This window comes from Pseudomonas sp. RC10, from assembly GCF_038397775.1.
GTDB classification, from domain to species: domain Bacteria; phylum Pseudomonadota; class Gammaproteobacteria; order Pseudomonadales; family Pseudomonadaceae; genus Aquipseudomonas; species Aquipseudomonas bambusae.
The window spans coordinates 5,008,813-5,023,492 of sequence record NZ_CP151650.1 but is presented as its reverse complement, the minus strand read 5'-3'; the positions used below and the strand labels follow the sequence as shown (position 1 = coordinate 5,023,492).

The window sequence follows — 14,680 nt, the reverse complement described above, 5'->3', positions numbered from 1 at the left end:
AGGATTGTTCAAAGTCAATGTTCATTTTGTTCAGGTGTTCAGCCTTTCCTGTTCACTTATGTTCAGCAACGAATATTGGCGAACAAGCTCATTCGCCCTGATCGCTCTATATCGCAGGTTTCGAGGCAGTGTTCGTTAGCGAACGTCGATTGGCACGATTGTCGCTATCCAACACGTGGTCGTTAAAAAACAGACCAACCGCTTCACCCCGAACAAGACAAATAAAAAGGGCACGCCATGTCTCTCACGCTTGAGCACGTCAGCCGAGCCGTCGACGGTCAAATCTGGATCGACGATGCGTCGCTGAGCTTCGAACCCGGCTCATTCAACGTATTGCTGGGGCGCACCTTATCAGGCAAAACCAGCCTGATGCGCTTGATGGCCGGTCTGGACAAGCCAGACAGCGGCCGCGTACTGATGAATGGCAAAGATGTCACCCAGGTTGCGGTGCGTCATCGCAATGTGTCGATGGTTTATCAGCAATTCATCAACTACCCGAGCATGACCGTCTACGACAACATCGCCTCGCCACTGCGCCAGGCCAAAATGTCGAAAGACGAAATCGACAGCCGCGTGCGGGAAACCGCCAAGATGCTGCGAATCGAGAAGTTCCTCAGCCGCTACCCCCTCGAACTCTCCGGCGGCCAGCAGCAGCGTACGGCCATGGCGCGGGCGCTGGTGAAAGACGCCGAGCTGATTCTGTTCGACGAGCCGCTGGTCAACCTCGACTACAAATTGCGCGAAGAGCTGCGTCAGGAAATGCGCCAGCTGTTCGAGACCCGCAACACCATCGCGGTCTACGCCACCACCGAGCCCAACGAAGCGCTGGCGCTGGGCGGCACTACGACGATCCTGCACGAAGGCCGGCTGATCCAGAGCGGCAAGACCCCTGAGGTCTACCATCAGCCGAAAACCGTGCTGGCCGCCGAGCTGTTCTCCGAGCCGCCGATCAACCTGATGCCGGGCCGTATCGATGGCAACGAAGTGAGCTTCGCCAATTTCGTGCATTTCCCGCTCAACGTTGACCTGCGCAAGATCGGCGATGGCGAATACGGTTTTGGTGTGCGCCCCAGCCACCTGAGTCTCGTACCGTCCAACGACGACGATCTGGAACTGGCGGTTACCGTGGAACTGGCGGAGATCAGCGGCTCGGAAACGTTCCTTCACGTGCGTAACGAGCATTTCTCGTTGGTCCTGCACCTGCCGGGGGTGCACGAGTACGACGTCGACACGCCGATTCGCGTGTACATCCCGACTCACAAATTATTCGTGTTCGATCAGCAGGGCGGGCTTATCCAGGCACCGGGCCTGCGCATGGCGAGGGTTGCCTGATGGCCGAGATCCGCTTGCAACAACTCGCGCACAGCTACAGCGCAAACCCCACTGGCCCTGAAGACTACGCAATCCGCGAGATGACTCACATCTGGGAGCAGGGCGGGGCCTATGCCTTGCTCGGCCCGTCTGGATGTGGCAAATCGACCTTGCTCAACATCATTTCCGGCCTGCTCAGCCCGTCGGAAGGCAGGGTGATGTTCGACACTACCGTGGTCAACGACATGTCGCCGGAGCAGCGCAATATCGCTCAGGTTTTCCAGTTTCCGGTGGTCTACGACACCATGACGGTGTACGACAACCTCGCCTTTCCCCTGCGCAATCAGGGCATGGCCGAGGCGAAAATTCAGATCAAAGTGCAGGAAATCGCCGATGTATTGGACCTGCAACCGCTGCTGAAAAAGAAGGCCAAGGGCCTCACGGCTGACGAGAAACAGAAAGTCTCCATGGGCCGCGGTCTGGTGCGCGACGACGTGTCGGCGATCCTGTTCGACGAACCGCTGACCGTGATCGACCCGCACCTGAAGTGGAAACTGCGGCGCAAGCTCAAGCAGATCCACGAGCAGTTCAACATCACCATGGTCTACGTCACCCACGATCAGTTGGAGGCTTCGACCTTCGCCGACAAGATCGCGGTCATGTACGGCGGCCAGATCGTGCAGTTCGGCACCCCGCGTGAGCTGTTCGAAAAACCCCATCACACCTTTGTCGGTTACTTCATCGGCAGCCCCGGCATGAACCTCATTGAGGTCAAGCCTGAAGCAGGCGGCGTGGGCTTCGGCGGCATTCATCTGCCTTTGCCGGAAGCCCTGCAACAGCGTCTGGCCGTCACGAAGTGGAGCACCCTCAAGGTCGGCATCCGGCCCGAGTTCGTCCATGTTTGGGATGGGCCGTTCGACGACGCCATGTGCGCCGACGTGACCTATGTCGAGGACTTGGGGACCTACAAAATCCTCACCCTGAACCTGGCCGGGCAATCGCTGAAGGTCCGCCTGCAGGAAGACAAACCGGTGCCGCAAGGCCAGGCCTGGATCAGTTTTCCGGCCCAGTGGTTGATGCTCTACGCCGATGAATTTCTGCTGGAAGCCGACGCCAATGCAGCGTCGGCCAGCGAGGTGCCCCATGAGTAAGGTGCAGAACAACAAGGCCTGGTGGCTGGTGCTGCCGGTGTTTCTGTTGGTGGCGTTCAGCGCCATCATCCCGATGATGACCGTGGTCAACTATTCGGTGCAGGACATCTTCGACCAGTCCAGCCGCTATTTCGTCGGTACCGACTGGTTCAGGCAGGTGTTGCAGGACCCGCGCCTGCACGATTCGCTGCTGCGCCAGTTCATCTATTCGGCCTGCGTGCTGCTGATCGAAATCCCGCTGGGCATTGCCATTGCGCTGACCATGCCGACCAAGGGTCGCTGGTCTTCGGTGTGCCTGATCGTGATGACCATTCCGCTGCTGATCCCCTTCAACGTGGTTGGCACCATCTGGCAGATTTTCGGCCGTGGCGACATCGGCCTGCTGGGCTGGTTTCTCAACAACGTGCTGCACGTCAGCTACAACTACGCGGCCAATGCCTCGGATGCCTGGGTGACGGTGCTGATCATCGACGTCTGGCACTGGACCTCGCTGGTAGCGCTGCTGTGCTACTCGGGTTTACGGGCGATTCCGGACGTGTACTACCAGGCTGCGCGGATCGATCGGGCATCGAACTGGGCGGTTTTCCGACACATCCAGTTGCCGAAGATGAAGAGCGTGCTGCTGATCGCGGTGATGCTGCGCTTCATGGACAGCTTCATGATCTACACCGAGCCGTTCGTACTCACTGGGGGCGGGCCGGGCAACTCGACGACTTTCCTCAGCCAGACCCTGACCACCATGGCGCTCGGCCAGTTCGACCTGGGCCCGGCGGCGGCGTTCTCGCTGGTGTATTTCCTGATCATCCTGCTGGTGTCGTGGGTGTTCTACACCGCCATGACCCACGGCGAAAAGAACTGAGGAGCGGCCCATGAATCTTCGTAAAGTCGTGCCGCTGTGGATCTACCTGCTGTTTCTGCTGGTCCCGATCTACTGGCTGGTGAACATGTCCTTCAAGACCAACACCGAAATCCTCGGCGGTCTGACGCTGTTTCCCCAGGATTTCACCCTGGCGAACTACAAGGTGATCTTCACCGACGAGAGCTGGTACAGCGGCTATATCAACTCGCTGTACTACGTTTGCCTGAATACCGTGATATCGCTGAGCGTGGCATTGCCTGCTGCTTACGCGTTTTCCCGCTATCGTTTCCTCGGCGACAAGCACTTGTTTTTCTGGCTGCTGACCAACCGCATGGCGCCACCGGCGGTGTTCCTGTTGCCCTTTTTCCAGCTGTATTCGTCGATTGGCCTGTTCGACACCCACATCGCCGTCGCGTTGGCGCACTGCCTGTTCAACGTGCCTTTGGCGGTATGGATTCTCGAAGGCTTCATGTCTGGCGTGCCGAAGGAGATCGACGAAACGGCCTACATCGACGGGTACAGCTTCCCCAAGTTCTTCGGGAAAATTTTCATCCCGTTGATTGGTTCGGGGATCGGTGTCACGGCGTTTTTCTGCTTCATGTTCTCGTGGGTCGAGCTGCTGCTGGCGCGGACACTGACATCGGTCAACGCCAAGCCGATCGCGGCGGTGATGACCCGCACGGTGTCGGCATCGGGGATCGACTGGGGCGTGTTGGCGGCAGCGGGAGTGTTGACCATCCTGCCGGGCATGCTGGTGATCTGGTTCGTTCGCAATCACGTGGTCAAGGGTTTCGCCCTTGGTCGTGTCTGAGGAGTCGAAAAAATGGAGTGGATGTCCTGGACACTGCCGACCGCCATTTTCTTTGCGTCCATCGCTGCCATTCTGGCTGCGATGACCGTTTGGGAACTGCGCTCGGCGAGCATCGAACGTCGCGGTTTTCTGCCGATTGCCACCACCCGTGGCGACCGGCTGTTCATCGGTCTTCTCGGCAGCGCCTACCTGCATTTGCTGGTGATTGGCGCGACCGACTGGAGCATCTGGGTCGCCTCGGGGCTGTCCCTGGTCTGGCTGTTGGTGGTGATGCGTTGGGGTTGAAAGCTGGCCGGCCTGTCGTGGCAGGTCGATTGGCAGGATTTGCAAAGCGGGACTACATAAGAATCAACACTGGAGGTGTCTATGTTCAATAAGAAAAACAAGCTGCGACATAGTGTGACGGTTGCGACGATGGTGATGCTCGGCGGCTTGAGCGTTTCGGCGTGGGCGGATCAATACGAGGATGCCGCGAAGAAATGGGCAGCCAGCGAATTCAAGCCGACCACCCTGTCAGACGCTGACCAGCTCAAGGAACTGGAGTGGTTCATCAAGGCCGCCGAGCCGTTCCGTGGCATGGACATCAAGGTGGTTTCCGAAACCTTGACCACCCATGAATATGAATCGAAAACCCTGGCCAAGGCCTTCACCGAAATCACCGGCATCAAAGTGACTCACGACCTCCTGCAAGAGGGCGACGTCATCGAGAAGCTGCAAACCGCGATGCAGTCGGACAAGAGCATTTACGACGGCTGGGTCAACGACTCTGACCTGATCGGTACCCATTTCCGCTACGGCAAGGCGCTGTCTCTGACAGACCTGATGGCCAGCCCGGAAGGCGCGAAAGTCACCTCGCCAACACTCGACATCAAAGACTTCATCGGCACCTCCTTCACCACCTCGCCTGAGGTCAAGGATGAGTCGGGCAAGGTCATCACCCCGGCCAAGCTGTATCAGCTGCCTGACCAGCAGTTCGCCAACCTGTACTGGTTCCGCGCCGACTGGTTCGAGCGTGCTGACCTCAAAGCGAAGTTCAAGGCCAAATACGGCTACGAGCTGGGCGTTCCGGTGAACTGGTCGGCTTATGAAGACATCGCCAAATTCTTCAGCGAAGACGTGAAGGAAATCGACGGCAAGAAAGTCTACGGCCACATGGACTACGGCAAGAAAGACCCGTCCCTGGGCTGGCGCTTCACCGATGCCTGGTTCTCCATGGCAGGCAGCGGCGACAAAGGCCTGCCGAACGGCTTGCCGGTGGACGAGTGGGGCATTCGTGTAGAAAGCTGCCATCCGGTCGGTTCCAGCATCACCCGCGGCGGCGACACCAACGGTCCGGCTGCCGTTTACGCCACTCAGAAATACATCGATTGGCTGAAAGCCTACGCGCCACCTGAGGCAGCGGGCATGACCTTCTCCGAGTCGGGGCCAGTGCCTTCTCAGGGTAACGTTGCGCAGCAGATTTTCTGGTACACCGCATTTACCGCTGACATGACCAAGCCAGGTCTGCCGGTGATGAACGCCGATGGCACGCCGAAATGGCGGATGGCGCCATCGCCGAAAGGTCCGTACTGGAAAGACGGCATGAAGCTCGGCTATCAGGACGTGGGTTCGTGGACCTTCCTGAAATCGGCGGACGAGAAAAAACGTCTGGCGGCCTGGCTGTACGCGCAGTTCGTGACGTCGAAATCCGTTTCTCTGAAGAAAACCATCGTGGGCCTGACGCCGATTCGTGAGTCGGACATCAACTCGAAAGAGATGACCGCGCTGGCGCCGAAACTCGGTGGTCTGGTGGAGTTCTACCGCAGCCCGGCCCGCGTCCAATGGTCGCCGACCGGCACCAACGTTCCGGATTATCCGAAACTGGCGCAACTGTGGTGGAGCCATGTGGCTGAAGCCGTGACCGGCGAGAAAACCGCACAAGCGGCGCTCGATGGCCTGGCCAAGGATCAGGACGCCATCATGACCCGTATCGAGCGCTCCAAGGTTCAGGACGCAAGTGGTTGCGCACCGAAGATGAACCCGGAAACTTCGGCGGAAGAGTGGTACACCAAAGCCGAGAAGAGCAATGGCGCGTTCCTCGCCCCGCAACGCAAACTGGCCAACGAGAAACCGAAGGGTGAAACGATTGCCTACTCGGACCTGCTGAAAAGCTGGGAAGCGGCCAAGAAGTAAACCTTGGATCGGCCCTCAAGCCCTACTCGATCGTGCAGGAGGGCGTGGGCGGAACCTGTAGGAGCGAATTCATTCGCGAGACGTCGGTACGGACGATGGAACCATGTCGGATGTACTGGCCAATCGCGAATAAATTCGCTCCTACAGGGATCATCGGCTAAACGCATAAAAAAACGGCACCCTCGGGTGCCGTTTTTCATGTGCAGACCGCCTCGATCAACCGTGCAGCGTTTCCGCTGCGTAAAGGGTGTTCTCCAGCAGGCATGCGCGGGTCATCGGGCCAACGCCGCCTGGCACCGGTGTAATCCAGCCTGCGCGGGGCAGGGCAGTCTCGTACACCACGTCGCCCACCAGCTTGCCGTCGTCCTGACGGTTGATGCCGACGTCGATCACGATCGCGCCTTCCTTGATCCACTCGCCCTTGACCAGTCCCGGCTTGCCCGCTGCCACCACCACCAGATCAGCACGGCCAACATGGCCCGCCAGGTCCTGGGTGAAGCGATGGGTCACGGTCACGGTGCAGCCAGCCAGCAGCAACTCCATGGCCATCGGACGACCGACGATGTTGGACGCGCCCACCACCACGGCATCTTTCCCGTAAAGGTCAACGCCGGTGCTTTCCAGCAGGGTCATGATGCCTTTCGGCGTGCAAGGGCGCAGCAGCGGAATACGCTGGGCCAGACGCCCGACGTTATAAGGGTGGAAACCATCGACGTCTTTATCAGGACGGATGCGTTCCAGCAGTGGCGACGAATCCAGATGCTCCGGCAGCGGCAGTTGCAACAGGATGCCGTCAATGGCGGGGTCGTCGTTGAGGCTGTCGATCAGCTCGGTCAGCTCGGTCTGGGTGGTTTCGCTGGGCAGGTCGTAGGCCCGGGAGATAAAGCCGACCTCTTCACAGTCTTTGCGTTTGTGCGAGACGTAAACCTGAGAGGCGGGGTCGCTGCCGACCAGAATCACCGCGAGGCCCGGCGTACGCAGCCCTTGCTCGCGACGTTCGGCAACTCGTTGGGCGATCTGCTGGCGCAGGCTGGCTGCGATCGCTTTGCCGTCTATTAGTTTTGCAGTCATTACGCGTGATTAACCATCGGAAGGGAGGGAAAAAGAGCGCGCATTCTCGCATGACCTGACGCAAGGGCAAAGGCGGTTGGTCCGCTTAATAAGCTAACCCCTTTAATTAACTGAATTTTTTAGAAAAAAGTGTTGACGACCTTTGAGGCCGTCTATAAGATTCGTCGCACTTGTCGGGCACAACCCCACACAGGATAAGCCGAAAGCGGTGAGTCAGGTCGAAAGGTTGAATAAGTCAGGTAGAGTTCAAATCGGCTCAGCGTGATTGAAAGCTCTTAATTTGCAGTCGTAAGAATGCAGATTAACCAAGCGCCCGTAGCTCAGCTGGATAGAGCATCCGCCTTCTAAGCGGATGGTCGCAGGTTCGAGTCCTGCCGGGTGCGCCATAAAGGCAGCTTTGGCACAAGTAAGTTACAACGCTAGATGGTGGGCGTAGCTCAGTTGGTAGAGCACGGGATTGTGACTCCCGTTGTCGAGGGTTCGATCCCCTTCGTCCACCCCATATTCGAAAAAGGCGCCAGATGCATAATCTGGCGCCTTTGCTTTAAGCGCTTCAAACGCGGATGTGGTGGAATTGGTAGACACACTGGATTTAGGTTCCAGCGCCGCAAGGTGTGAGAGTTCGAGTCTCTCCGTCCGCACCATACTTAGTTTCGCAGCCTTTCGCTAAGGTTCGCGAAACCAGAAAGAAGGCCGCCTAGAGCGGCCTTTTTCTTTCGCAGCGTTTCGCGTTCATTCGCTACCTTCCGCGCTTTTCTAGTACATTCGCCAGTACATCGACAATTCGACCCTTCTGGTGATGTACTAATGCCCCTCACTGACACGGCCGTCAGGCAAGCCAAGCCCAAAGACAAAGACTACTCCCTGACCGATAGCGACGGTCTGGCACTGTTTGTTGCTGCGAAGGGCACAAAGGCCTGGCACTTCCGCTTTTCCTGGCACGGCAAGCAGCCGCGCATCTCCCTCGGCACCTATCCAGAAATCTCCCTTCGTGACGCGCGCGACCTCCGCGACCAGGCGCGGACGTTGGTAGCCAAAGGGCTGGACCCCCGGCTTGAGAGACGGAAGGCACAGATCGAAGCTGGCCAGCGCGTGGAAAACACATTCGAAGCTGTCGCCAACCGCTGGCACAACTTCAAAGCCCTTCGGCTGACGAACGCCAAGAAGGGGAGCAAGGAACAATCCCGGCGCTATTTGGACAAGGACCTGATTCCGTCGCTTGGCCGTTTGCCGATCGACCAGGTCACACGTGCAGATGTACTAAAAACCGTGCGCAAGATCGAAGCGCGAGGCGCCTTGCATGTCGCTGAAAAGTGCCGGGGCTGGCTCAACGAAATTTTCCGCTACGGCATTGCCGAGGGCGTCATTGAGGTCAACCCAGCCTCTGACATCGATATCGTCGCAGCCATCCAGCCACCGGTTGAGCACAACCCCATCCTGCGTATGCACGAACTCGGTGAGTTCCTGCGCAAGCTGAAGGCCTCACAGATTTCGGTGTTCACCAAAAGCGCTATTCGATTAATGCTGCTGACGATGGTCCGAACGATCGAAGCTCGGTCAGCATCGCCTGGGCAGTTCGATCTCGAAGACGCCATATGGCGCGTGCCCCCGGAAGGGGTGAAGCAGCTGCAAAGCCGTGTTCGTACAGAAAGTGGGGAGGTTCCGCCGTATCTGGTGCCGCTGTCGCGGCAGGCGGTTGGGGTGGTGCGGGAGGTGCTCAGCATGACCGGGCGTTGCAAGCTCGTCTTCACTGGTCGGAATGATCCGAGCAAGATGATGAGTGAGAACACCGTAAACATGGCCATCAAGCGAATGGGATATGAGGGCAAGCTGACGGGCCACGGCTTGCGCGGGACCGTTTCAACTGCCCTCAATGAGATGGGTTACAACGCGGATTGGATCGAGGCGCAGCTTTCCCATGCGGGGGAAAACAAAGTGCGGGGGAGTTACAACCACGCCGAGTACGTTGAACAGCGGCGGGGGATGATGCAGGACTGGGCTGACTATTTGGACTGGCTGGAGGCTGGCCACCCGTGGGATAAGTGGATCAGGCCGACTGGCGCTCTTCCACCCGGACCGGGCGGGGATTCCGGCACGCCTCTACCTGCTCCCGGTTCCACTCCAGAACCTCGGACTTGATCCAGAAAACTGACTTGGCGCCGTGTTTCACTTGCGCGGGAAACAGGCCGGTGTTCACCAGCTCATAAAGCTTGGTAGTGCCGTAGCCGGTCAGCTTCTTCACTTCCGGCAGTTTGATGAATTCGACTTCGTGATTGGTGTGATTCATTGTTTACTCCGCGTCGCCTGATGGCGTCGAAACATTTCAAAAATGGAAGGATTTCATATGGATTACTGCGGCTGGCCTATGGTGTTAAAGCTCACCCAACAGACGAGTGAAAGTTTGGTACCTCTCGCTACCGCAGGTATGACGTCTATTGTTGCCGCGACGGGCATCTACATCGCCTATCGTCAGTGGGACACCAACCGAAAAAAGCTCAAGTTGGATTTATTTGATCGACGGATAGCGGTTTATGACGCTACAAAATCAGCGTTGGGCGAAATTTTCGCGACCGGTGGGACATCTCAGGATCTAGAGATGCGCTATCTGGCTGGCATCGCCGCTGCTCAATGGTTGTTCGATCAAGCATTAACAAGCTTTTTAAAAGAAGATATCTGGGCGGAACTGGTTGAGTTAAGTCGAACCGAAGGCGTATTGCATGGTGCACCGCCCGGTGAAGAAAGGACCAAGGAGATTCAAAAAAACCGTGAAGCAAAACATAGGCTTATTGGGTACTTTAATAGCCTAGATGATCGTTTCGCTAAATATCTCAGGCTCGACCATTAACCAGGCATTCTCAAAAGCTGTGCATGGTTTGTACGGCTCTATCTGCGAAGCGAGCTGCCGTGCCTTGCTGCATTTTTTGTGATTGCCGCGGGCGCGTTGCCGCCCGCATTGGTCGCAGATCACCGGGTGATTGAGCGGGCGCATCGGGCGCCCGTGTAGGCTGGTTTTGCGGCGAAAGGCAGTCATGGCTTCACCCGTTTGAACTCGACGGCCCAGACCCACGGGTTCGCGTTCCAGGCTCCGGCGCCGTTGATAGCTTCCCATAGCTGTTGAAAGTGGTCTCTGAATGTCCAGGCCGACATATCACACGCAACACCTTCCAACTCTGCCTGTTCCTGGGTTATGTCCTGCAGCCGCTCCACCCGCACTGCGGTGATCTCCAGCAGGATGCGGCAGGCTCGGCGCGGCATGAAAATGCTGGGCTTCCATGGCCCGCCGTAATCGGTCAGGTTGTCGCACTCCCTATACACGAACCATTTTTTGTCTGGGTCGGCTTGCGCGATGCCGACCTCCGCCCAAGTCTCCCGCACCCACAATCGGTCGCCCGGCTGGCCGTAGGGACAAAGGTCAGCATTGCCGGACAGCGTCAGAAAAGCAGGTTCAAATCCAGCGGCCAAGCAATCAAGCGCTGCGCGCTTCTTCACTTCACGCCGCGTCACCGTCTTGCTGCCATCCACGATGGCGCGCACCATCGGGGCCGAAAATAGAATCGGACGCTCTTTCATGCTGCAGCCTCGATCGCTTCGATAACTGTCCAGATGCCCAGCGCCTGGCTGACCGGTCGTCCCGCGCTCGCGCGTTTCAGGTTCTGGATGATTTCTTGCCGCCCCTCTGGTCGCGACAGCAGCGCGGTCATGGACCTGACGGCGTCGAGGGCGTAGTTCTTGCCCTCCATAAAACCGAATCGGTCGATCCTTGGCGGCGCGTCTGGTTTGCCAGGTATGGCGAAGGCAGGCGCTGGAATCGCCACCGGCGCCGGAGCGGGCGTTGGTGCGGCCGGTTCACGCTGTGGCTTGGGCGTTGCTGATGGTGGAATGATGGACACGGGGAAGCGCAGCGCCCGATTAAGGGCCTGTTGGGCGATAGGGTTCATGAGGATCCTTTCCACTAATTGTGGATATCTGGAAAGCGATAGGGTTTAGTTGGCGCTGATAAAAAACAGGAGTGACGATGTGCCTCGATTGCGCGGAAGACAGAAGGTTTTGACGTTCTCAATATTCTTCGCGAGCGCTAGGCGCTCGCTTAGAACGGCTAAGGAGATTGAGGACGGGAGCTTCTACGAATCATTGAATAGCCTTGTGATGGCCGCTTTCACTGTGGAGGCCTACCTGAACCATCTTGGGGAAATCCTTTTAAAGGACTCATTCAAAAGCTTCGAGAAAGACAGTATTTGGAAAAAATACAAAAAGCTTCGCAAGCTTTGTGGGTTACCTCCAGCAAGCATTGAGGATGTATATCCCGTTGTCGCGCAGCTATTGAATTTTCGAAACTCCATGGCACACGGACGAACAGAGAACAACGAAATTGACGTTGATACGCAAGATAGAACCATTCCCCTAGCGCTTAGTTTCGATGTTTCAGGATGGCGATCGGTGGTGACTCCCGAAGCCGCGGAGTCAGCTCTTAACGACGTCAAACTACTTGTCACCGAACTAAACTCATCGAGCGGGTTAGGTGAAAGTCCATTTTCCACCAGTGGTGGTGGCCTTTACTCTCTATCTGCAGATGATGGGAAGAGCTGACCCTGACGATCATGAGGTTGTGTGCTGGGCGACACTGAGCGCAATAGCGACCGGCTGAACCCATATCGGCATGGCGCTGAGCATGAACGTCTCGCCGGCGCCGGCCAGCAACAGGGTGGTGCCCATGGTGGAGGCAATCGCCTCGGCAGCGTCGGGCGGCACGGCGTTTCCGATCCGTTCGCGCCATGCCTGGTCACTCAGCCCGTCCAGTTCGAACCACTCTTCTGGCTCAAGCAGGCTTTGCAGCGCTGCCAGCTCCAGCGTGGTGAACGGCCGGTGCCATGTGCCGTCGAGGCTCTCGATCACGCAAGTCAGTCGCTCGTTGGGTTCGGGCATGCGGGGATCTGCCACCGACCAACGCCCGTTGTCCTGCCGCGCGCTGGCGGAAACGGCGCCGCATTGCTCACTCCAGCCGACGACGCCGTAATGCCCGCCGGTGAGATAGGCATCACCCTTGCTGCGCTTCATACCTGGTCGCGGGTCCTGTACGGCGAACGCACCTTGGCCCGTCGTGCTGCCTGATATGACGGTGCGCGATGCGCCGTCCCATTTGGCGACGTTGTATTTCGCGTGGCCGATACCAGGGTCGCGCGGGTCGGCAACGCTGAACGTCCCTTGCCCGGGCGACTTCACACCGATGACCGCGCCGCTCGTTTGGTCCCAGCGGCGCACGCCGTATTGTTGGTACTGCAGCGCGCCAGATTTCGCCCGTGGATCTGCCACCGAGAACGCGCCATTGGTTGGGCTGCTTCGGCCGGCGACCGTGCCCATCGAGTCCCGCCAGTCGTTGACCCCCAAATAGCCGGCATACGCTTCTGGAACAATCGCGAAGTCGCGCAGATAGCCATCCTCGATCGCCAGATCATTCAGGCAGCGCCAGTCTTTACCGGCTTCGACCAAGGCAAGCCGTACCCACGTTTTCCATTGCAGTGCCGGTACACGGTGCATAGGGCCTGCGGCTTCCACGTCACCCGCCAATGGCATGCGGCCGAGGATGCTTCCCACGGACTTGAGCGACTTCTTTTCCGGTTCGTACAGGAACGGCGGCACCTTCTCGATGTGGCGGGCCACCAGCAGGAAGCGTTTGCGGCTCTGGGCCAGGCCACCCAGTTCGCCGCAGTCGTGCGTGGTTTCAGCGACCGCGTAGCCGTAGAAACTCAGCAGCTGGTTGATCTGGTCCAACAGGCGCCGGCCGCGGGTGGCCAGGCGTGGCACGTTCTCGAAAACGATCAGGTCTACCGGGTCGTCTTTCCACGCCTCACACATCAGCCACACGCAGCGCAGCGTCAGTTCGTTGAGCGCTTGATATTTCGGCGTCAGGCTCATCGTCTCGGACAGCAGCCCCGACGCGCCCTTGCACGGGCTGGAGATAAACACGGCGTTCGGGCGCTGGTAGCCTGCGGCTTTGCGGACATCGTCCGGCGTTGCTTCAACCCAGTCAGCTGGCGGCTCCTGACCGTGAAAAGCGGTGTACATGCCGCGTGTGAACAGATCCAGCAGCGTGCCAGGCACACCGGAAAGTCGTTCGAAGTCGCGTAAGCCGGCGGGGTCAACGTCTATGCCGCCAATGCACTGCCACTCGGCCTGCATGTTGCCGACCACGGGTTTGGCCTTGTTGAAGCCCTTGGCGCCGCCGCCGAGGCCGCAGCAGAAATGGAAGTGCTTGAGGATTCGTTTGAGCATCAGAAGGGTTCCACGCAGGCGCCGCCCATCCTTCTGATGGTGGCAATTTGGGTTGAGTTGGGTTATCACCGTGATTGGTTTAGGGTCCAATCAGGAAGAATGCATGACTAAAGAGCAGTTTTATCAGCGGTCCGAGTACTTCGAGGCAAAGCTCGCTGCGTGCTTGCGGGCGACGAAAGAGTTCCGTGCCCGAGATATGGAGCTTTCAAAACCAGGAGCTATGGAAGAGTTCGAAAAGCTCCAAAAGGAAGCATGCCAAGCCAGCAACGACTGGTTCAATTTTTGCGAAGAGAACCGGGGAAAGGTGGTCTAGCTGTTTCAATGTAAGCATGGCCCCGCAGTGCGATGCCGGTGATCAAGCGGCCGCAGCGGCCGCTTGCAACGCAAAGTAGATCCGCGCACACGCTTCAGTATCCGGACGTGCACGGTGGCCACCGACCAGGTCCTCACCGGTGAAATGTTTGAGTGCTTCGGTCACGGTCGGAATCTTGAACTGACGGCCACGGCCGGCACGGATCATCTTCTCGGTGGGCGGGCACTTCACGATGTTTGTGCTGTTCAGGCAGGTGCAGTAGCTCGGGCCTGCCTTGAACTCGTCCGCCGCTTCCTGGCCAAAAAAGCGCTTCAAGCCGATGCGCAGAATGCGGTCGTCAAACGAGACGTTGTGCGCAACCCGCATGCCTGCACGCCGGAAGAGTTCCATGAAGCCTTCCAGCGCTTTTCCTTCCGGGATGCCTTGGGCTGAGGCGATTTCGGTGGTGATGCCATGGATCGCCGCGACGTCATCGGGGATCACCCAGCCATCAGGCTTGATCATCGCCTCGAACGAATCGACCAACTCGCCTTCGGGCGTGTAGAGCAGGCCGCAAATGTCGACGATGTGAGGCTGACACGGGTCATCGCTTGGGAGTTTGAAAGCGGGAAGGCCAGTGGTTTCGGTATCAAAGAAGTAGATCAGGTCGGACATGAGTGGGTTTCCTATGGGCAAAAAGAAAGCGCCCGAAGGCGCTTGTGGGTGTTGCACGTGTTGCGTGG

At 58.2% G+C, this 14,680-nt stretch carries 15 protein-coding genes, 3 tRNA genes and 1 pseudogene; 13 read left to right on the top strand and 6 right to left on the bottom strand.

The genetic code is table 11. The features are described from left to right. Window positions 1–237: 237 nt before the first annotated feature. The 6 genes from AAEO81_RS22935 (at window position 238) to AAEO81_RS22910 (ending at window position 6,304) form a co-directional block, all read left to right on the top strand. The gene (locus tag AAEO81_RS22935; protein WP_166593233.1) at window positions 238–1,332 is read left to right on the top strand and encodes an ABC transporter ATP-binding protein; all 1,095 of its coding nucleotides are present in this window, start codon (window positions 238–240) and stop codon (window positions 1,330–1,332) included. After that, a complete protein-coding gene (locus AAEO81_RS22930) occupies window positions 1,332–2,462 on the top strand; it encodes an ABC transporter ATP-binding protein (RefSeq protein ID WP_341959274.1) in 1,131 nt (376 codons plus the stop codon). Before AAEO81_RS22935 ends, AAEO81_RS22930 begins: the two co-directional genes overlap by 1 nt. Continuing rightward, window positions 2,455–3,321: a sugar ABC transporter permease gene (locus AAEO81_RS22925; protein ID WP_166593231.1), complete on the top strand. Its 867-nt coding sequence runs from the start codon at window positions 2,455–2,457 to the stop codon at window positions 3,319–3,321. The genes AAEO81_RS22930 and AAEO81_RS22925 overlap by 8 nt, the downstream gene beginning before the upstream one ends. Window positions 3,322–3,331: 10 nt before the next feature. Then, window positions 3,332–4,132: a carbohydrate ABC transporter permease gene (locus tag AAEO81_RS22920; protein WP_296181211.1), complete on the top strand. Its 801-nt coding sequence runs from the start codon at window positions 3,332–3,334 to the stop codon at window positions 4,130–4,132. 12 nt (window positions 4,133–4,144) lie between these two features. Further along, window positions 4,145–4,417 (top strand): DUF2160 domain-containing protein, encoded by a 273-nt coding sequence (locus AAEO81_RS22915; protein ID WP_166593229.1) that lies wholly within the window; start codon window positions 4,145–4,147, stop codon window positions 4,415–4,417. A gap of 81 nt (window positions 4,418–4,498) precedes the next feature. Further along, window positions 4,499–6,304 carry an ABC transporter substrate-binding protein gene (locus tag AAEO81_RS22910; protein ID WP_341959268.1) on the top strand — a complete coding sequence of 602 codons (1,806 nt, stop codon included), beginning with the start codon at window positions 4,499–4,501 and terminating at the stop codon, window positions 6,302–6,304. A 216-nt stretch (window positions 6,305–6,520) separates the two neighbouring features. On the opposite strand, the gene folD is transcribed toward AAEO81_RS22910, so the two are convergent. After that, window positions 6,521–7,375 (bottom strand): bifunctional methylenetetrahydrofolate dehydrogenase/methenyltetrahydrofolate cyclohydrolase FolD, encoded by an 855-nt coding sequence (gene folD / locus AAEO81_RS22905; RefSeq protein ID WP_341959266.1) that lies wholly within the window; start codon window positions 7,373–7,375, stop codon window positions 6,521–6,523. A gap of 309 nt (window positions 7,376–7,684) precedes the next feature. On the opposite strand from folD, the gene AAEO81_RS22900 reads away from it, so the two are divergent. The 4 genes and pseudogenes from AAEO81_RS22900 to AAEO81_RS22885 form a co-directional block, all read left to right on the top strand. Then, window positions 7,685–7,761, top strand: a tRNA-Arg gene (locus AAEO81_RS22900). Between the two features lie 40 nt (window positions 7,762–7,801). After that, window positions 7,802–7,877, top strand: a tRNA-His gene (locus tag AAEO81_RS22895). 57 nt (window positions 7,878–7,934) lie between these two features. After that, window positions 7,935–8,019 (top strand) — tRNA-Leu (locus AAEO81_RS22890). Window positions 8,020–8,182: 163 nt separating this feature from the next. Beyond that, window positions 8,183–9,397 (top strand): annotated as a pseudogene (locus AAEO81_RS22885) (integrase arm-type DNA-binding domain-containing protein); the annotation flags it as partial. A gap of 25 nt (window positions 9,398–9,422) precedes the next feature. Here AAEO81_RS22885 and AAEO81_RS22880 read toward each other — a convergent pair. Then, window positions 9,423–9,662, bottom strand: coding sequence for an AlpA family phage regulatory protein (locus AAEO81_RS22880; protein WP_341959265.1), 240 nt, complete (start codon window positions 9,660–9,662; stop codon window positions 9,423–9,425). A 57-nt stretch (window positions 9,663–9,719) separates the two neighbouring features. Between AAEO81_RS22880 and AAEO81_RS22875 the strand changes: the two genes are divergently transcribed. After that, window positions 9,720–10,220, top strand: coding sequence for a hypothetical protein (locus tag AAEO81_RS22875; protein WP_341959263.1), 501 nt, complete (start codon window positions 9,720–9,722; stop codon window positions 10,218–10,220). A 182-nt stretch (window positions 10,221–10,402) separates the two neighbouring features. On the opposite strand, the gene AAEO81_RS22870 is transcribed toward AAEO81_RS22875, so the two are convergent. Further along, window positions 10,403–10,945 carry a hypothetical protein gene (locus tag AAEO81_RS22870; RefSeq protein ID WP_341959261.1) on the bottom strand — a complete coding sequence of 181 codons (543 nt, stop codon included), beginning with the start codon at window positions 10,943–10,945 and terminating at the stop codon, window positions 10,403–10,405. Continuing rightward, window positions 10,942–11,313, bottom strand: a complete 372-nt coding sequence (locus tag AAEO81_RS22865) for a hypothetical protein (RefSeq protein WP_341959259.1) — start codon at window positions 11,311–11,313, stop codon at window positions 10,942–10,944. The genes AAEO81_RS22870 and AAEO81_RS22865 overlap by 4 nt, the downstream gene beginning before the upstream one ends. A gap of 79 nt (window positions 11,314–11,392) precedes the next feature. On the opposite strand from AAEO81_RS22865, the gene AAEO81_RS22860 reads away from it, so the two are divergent. After that, complete coding sequence (locus AAEO81_RS22860; RefSeq protein ID WP_341959258.1) at window positions 11,393–11,962, top strand: hypothetical protein; 570 nt, start codon at window positions 11,393–11,395, stop codon at window positions 11,960–11,962. Window positions 11,963–11,971: 9 nt separating this feature from the next. Here AAEO81_RS22860 and AAEO81_RS22855 read toward each other — a convergent pair whose 3' ends face one another. Next, window positions 11,972–13,645 carry a DNA cytosine methyltransferase gene (locus AAEO81_RS22855; protein ID WP_341959256.1) on the bottom strand — a complete coding sequence of 558 codons (1,674 nt, stop codon included), beginning with the start codon at window positions 13,643–13,645 and terminating at the stop codon, window positions 11,972–11,974. A gap of 103 nt (window positions 13,646–13,748) precedes the next feature. Between AAEO81_RS22855 and AAEO81_RS22850 the strand changes: the two genes are divergently transcribed. Beyond that, on the top strand, window positions 13,749–13,958 hold the full coding sequence (locus AAEO81_RS22850; RefSeq protein ID WP_341959255.1) for a hypothetical protein: 210 nt from the start codon (window positions 13,749–13,751) through the stop codon (window positions 13,956–13,958). A gap of 42 nt (window positions 13,959–14,000) precedes the next feature. On the opposite strand, the gene AAEO81_RS22845 is transcribed toward AAEO81_RS22850, so the two are convergent. Continuing rightward, on the bottom strand, window positions 14,001–14,612 hold the full coding sequence (locus tag AAEO81_RS22845) for a 3'-5' exonuclease (protein ID WP_341959253.1): 612 nt from the start codon (window positions 14,610–14,612) through the stop codon (window positions 14,001–14,003). Between the last annotated feature and the right edge of the window lie 68 nt (window positions 14,613–14,680).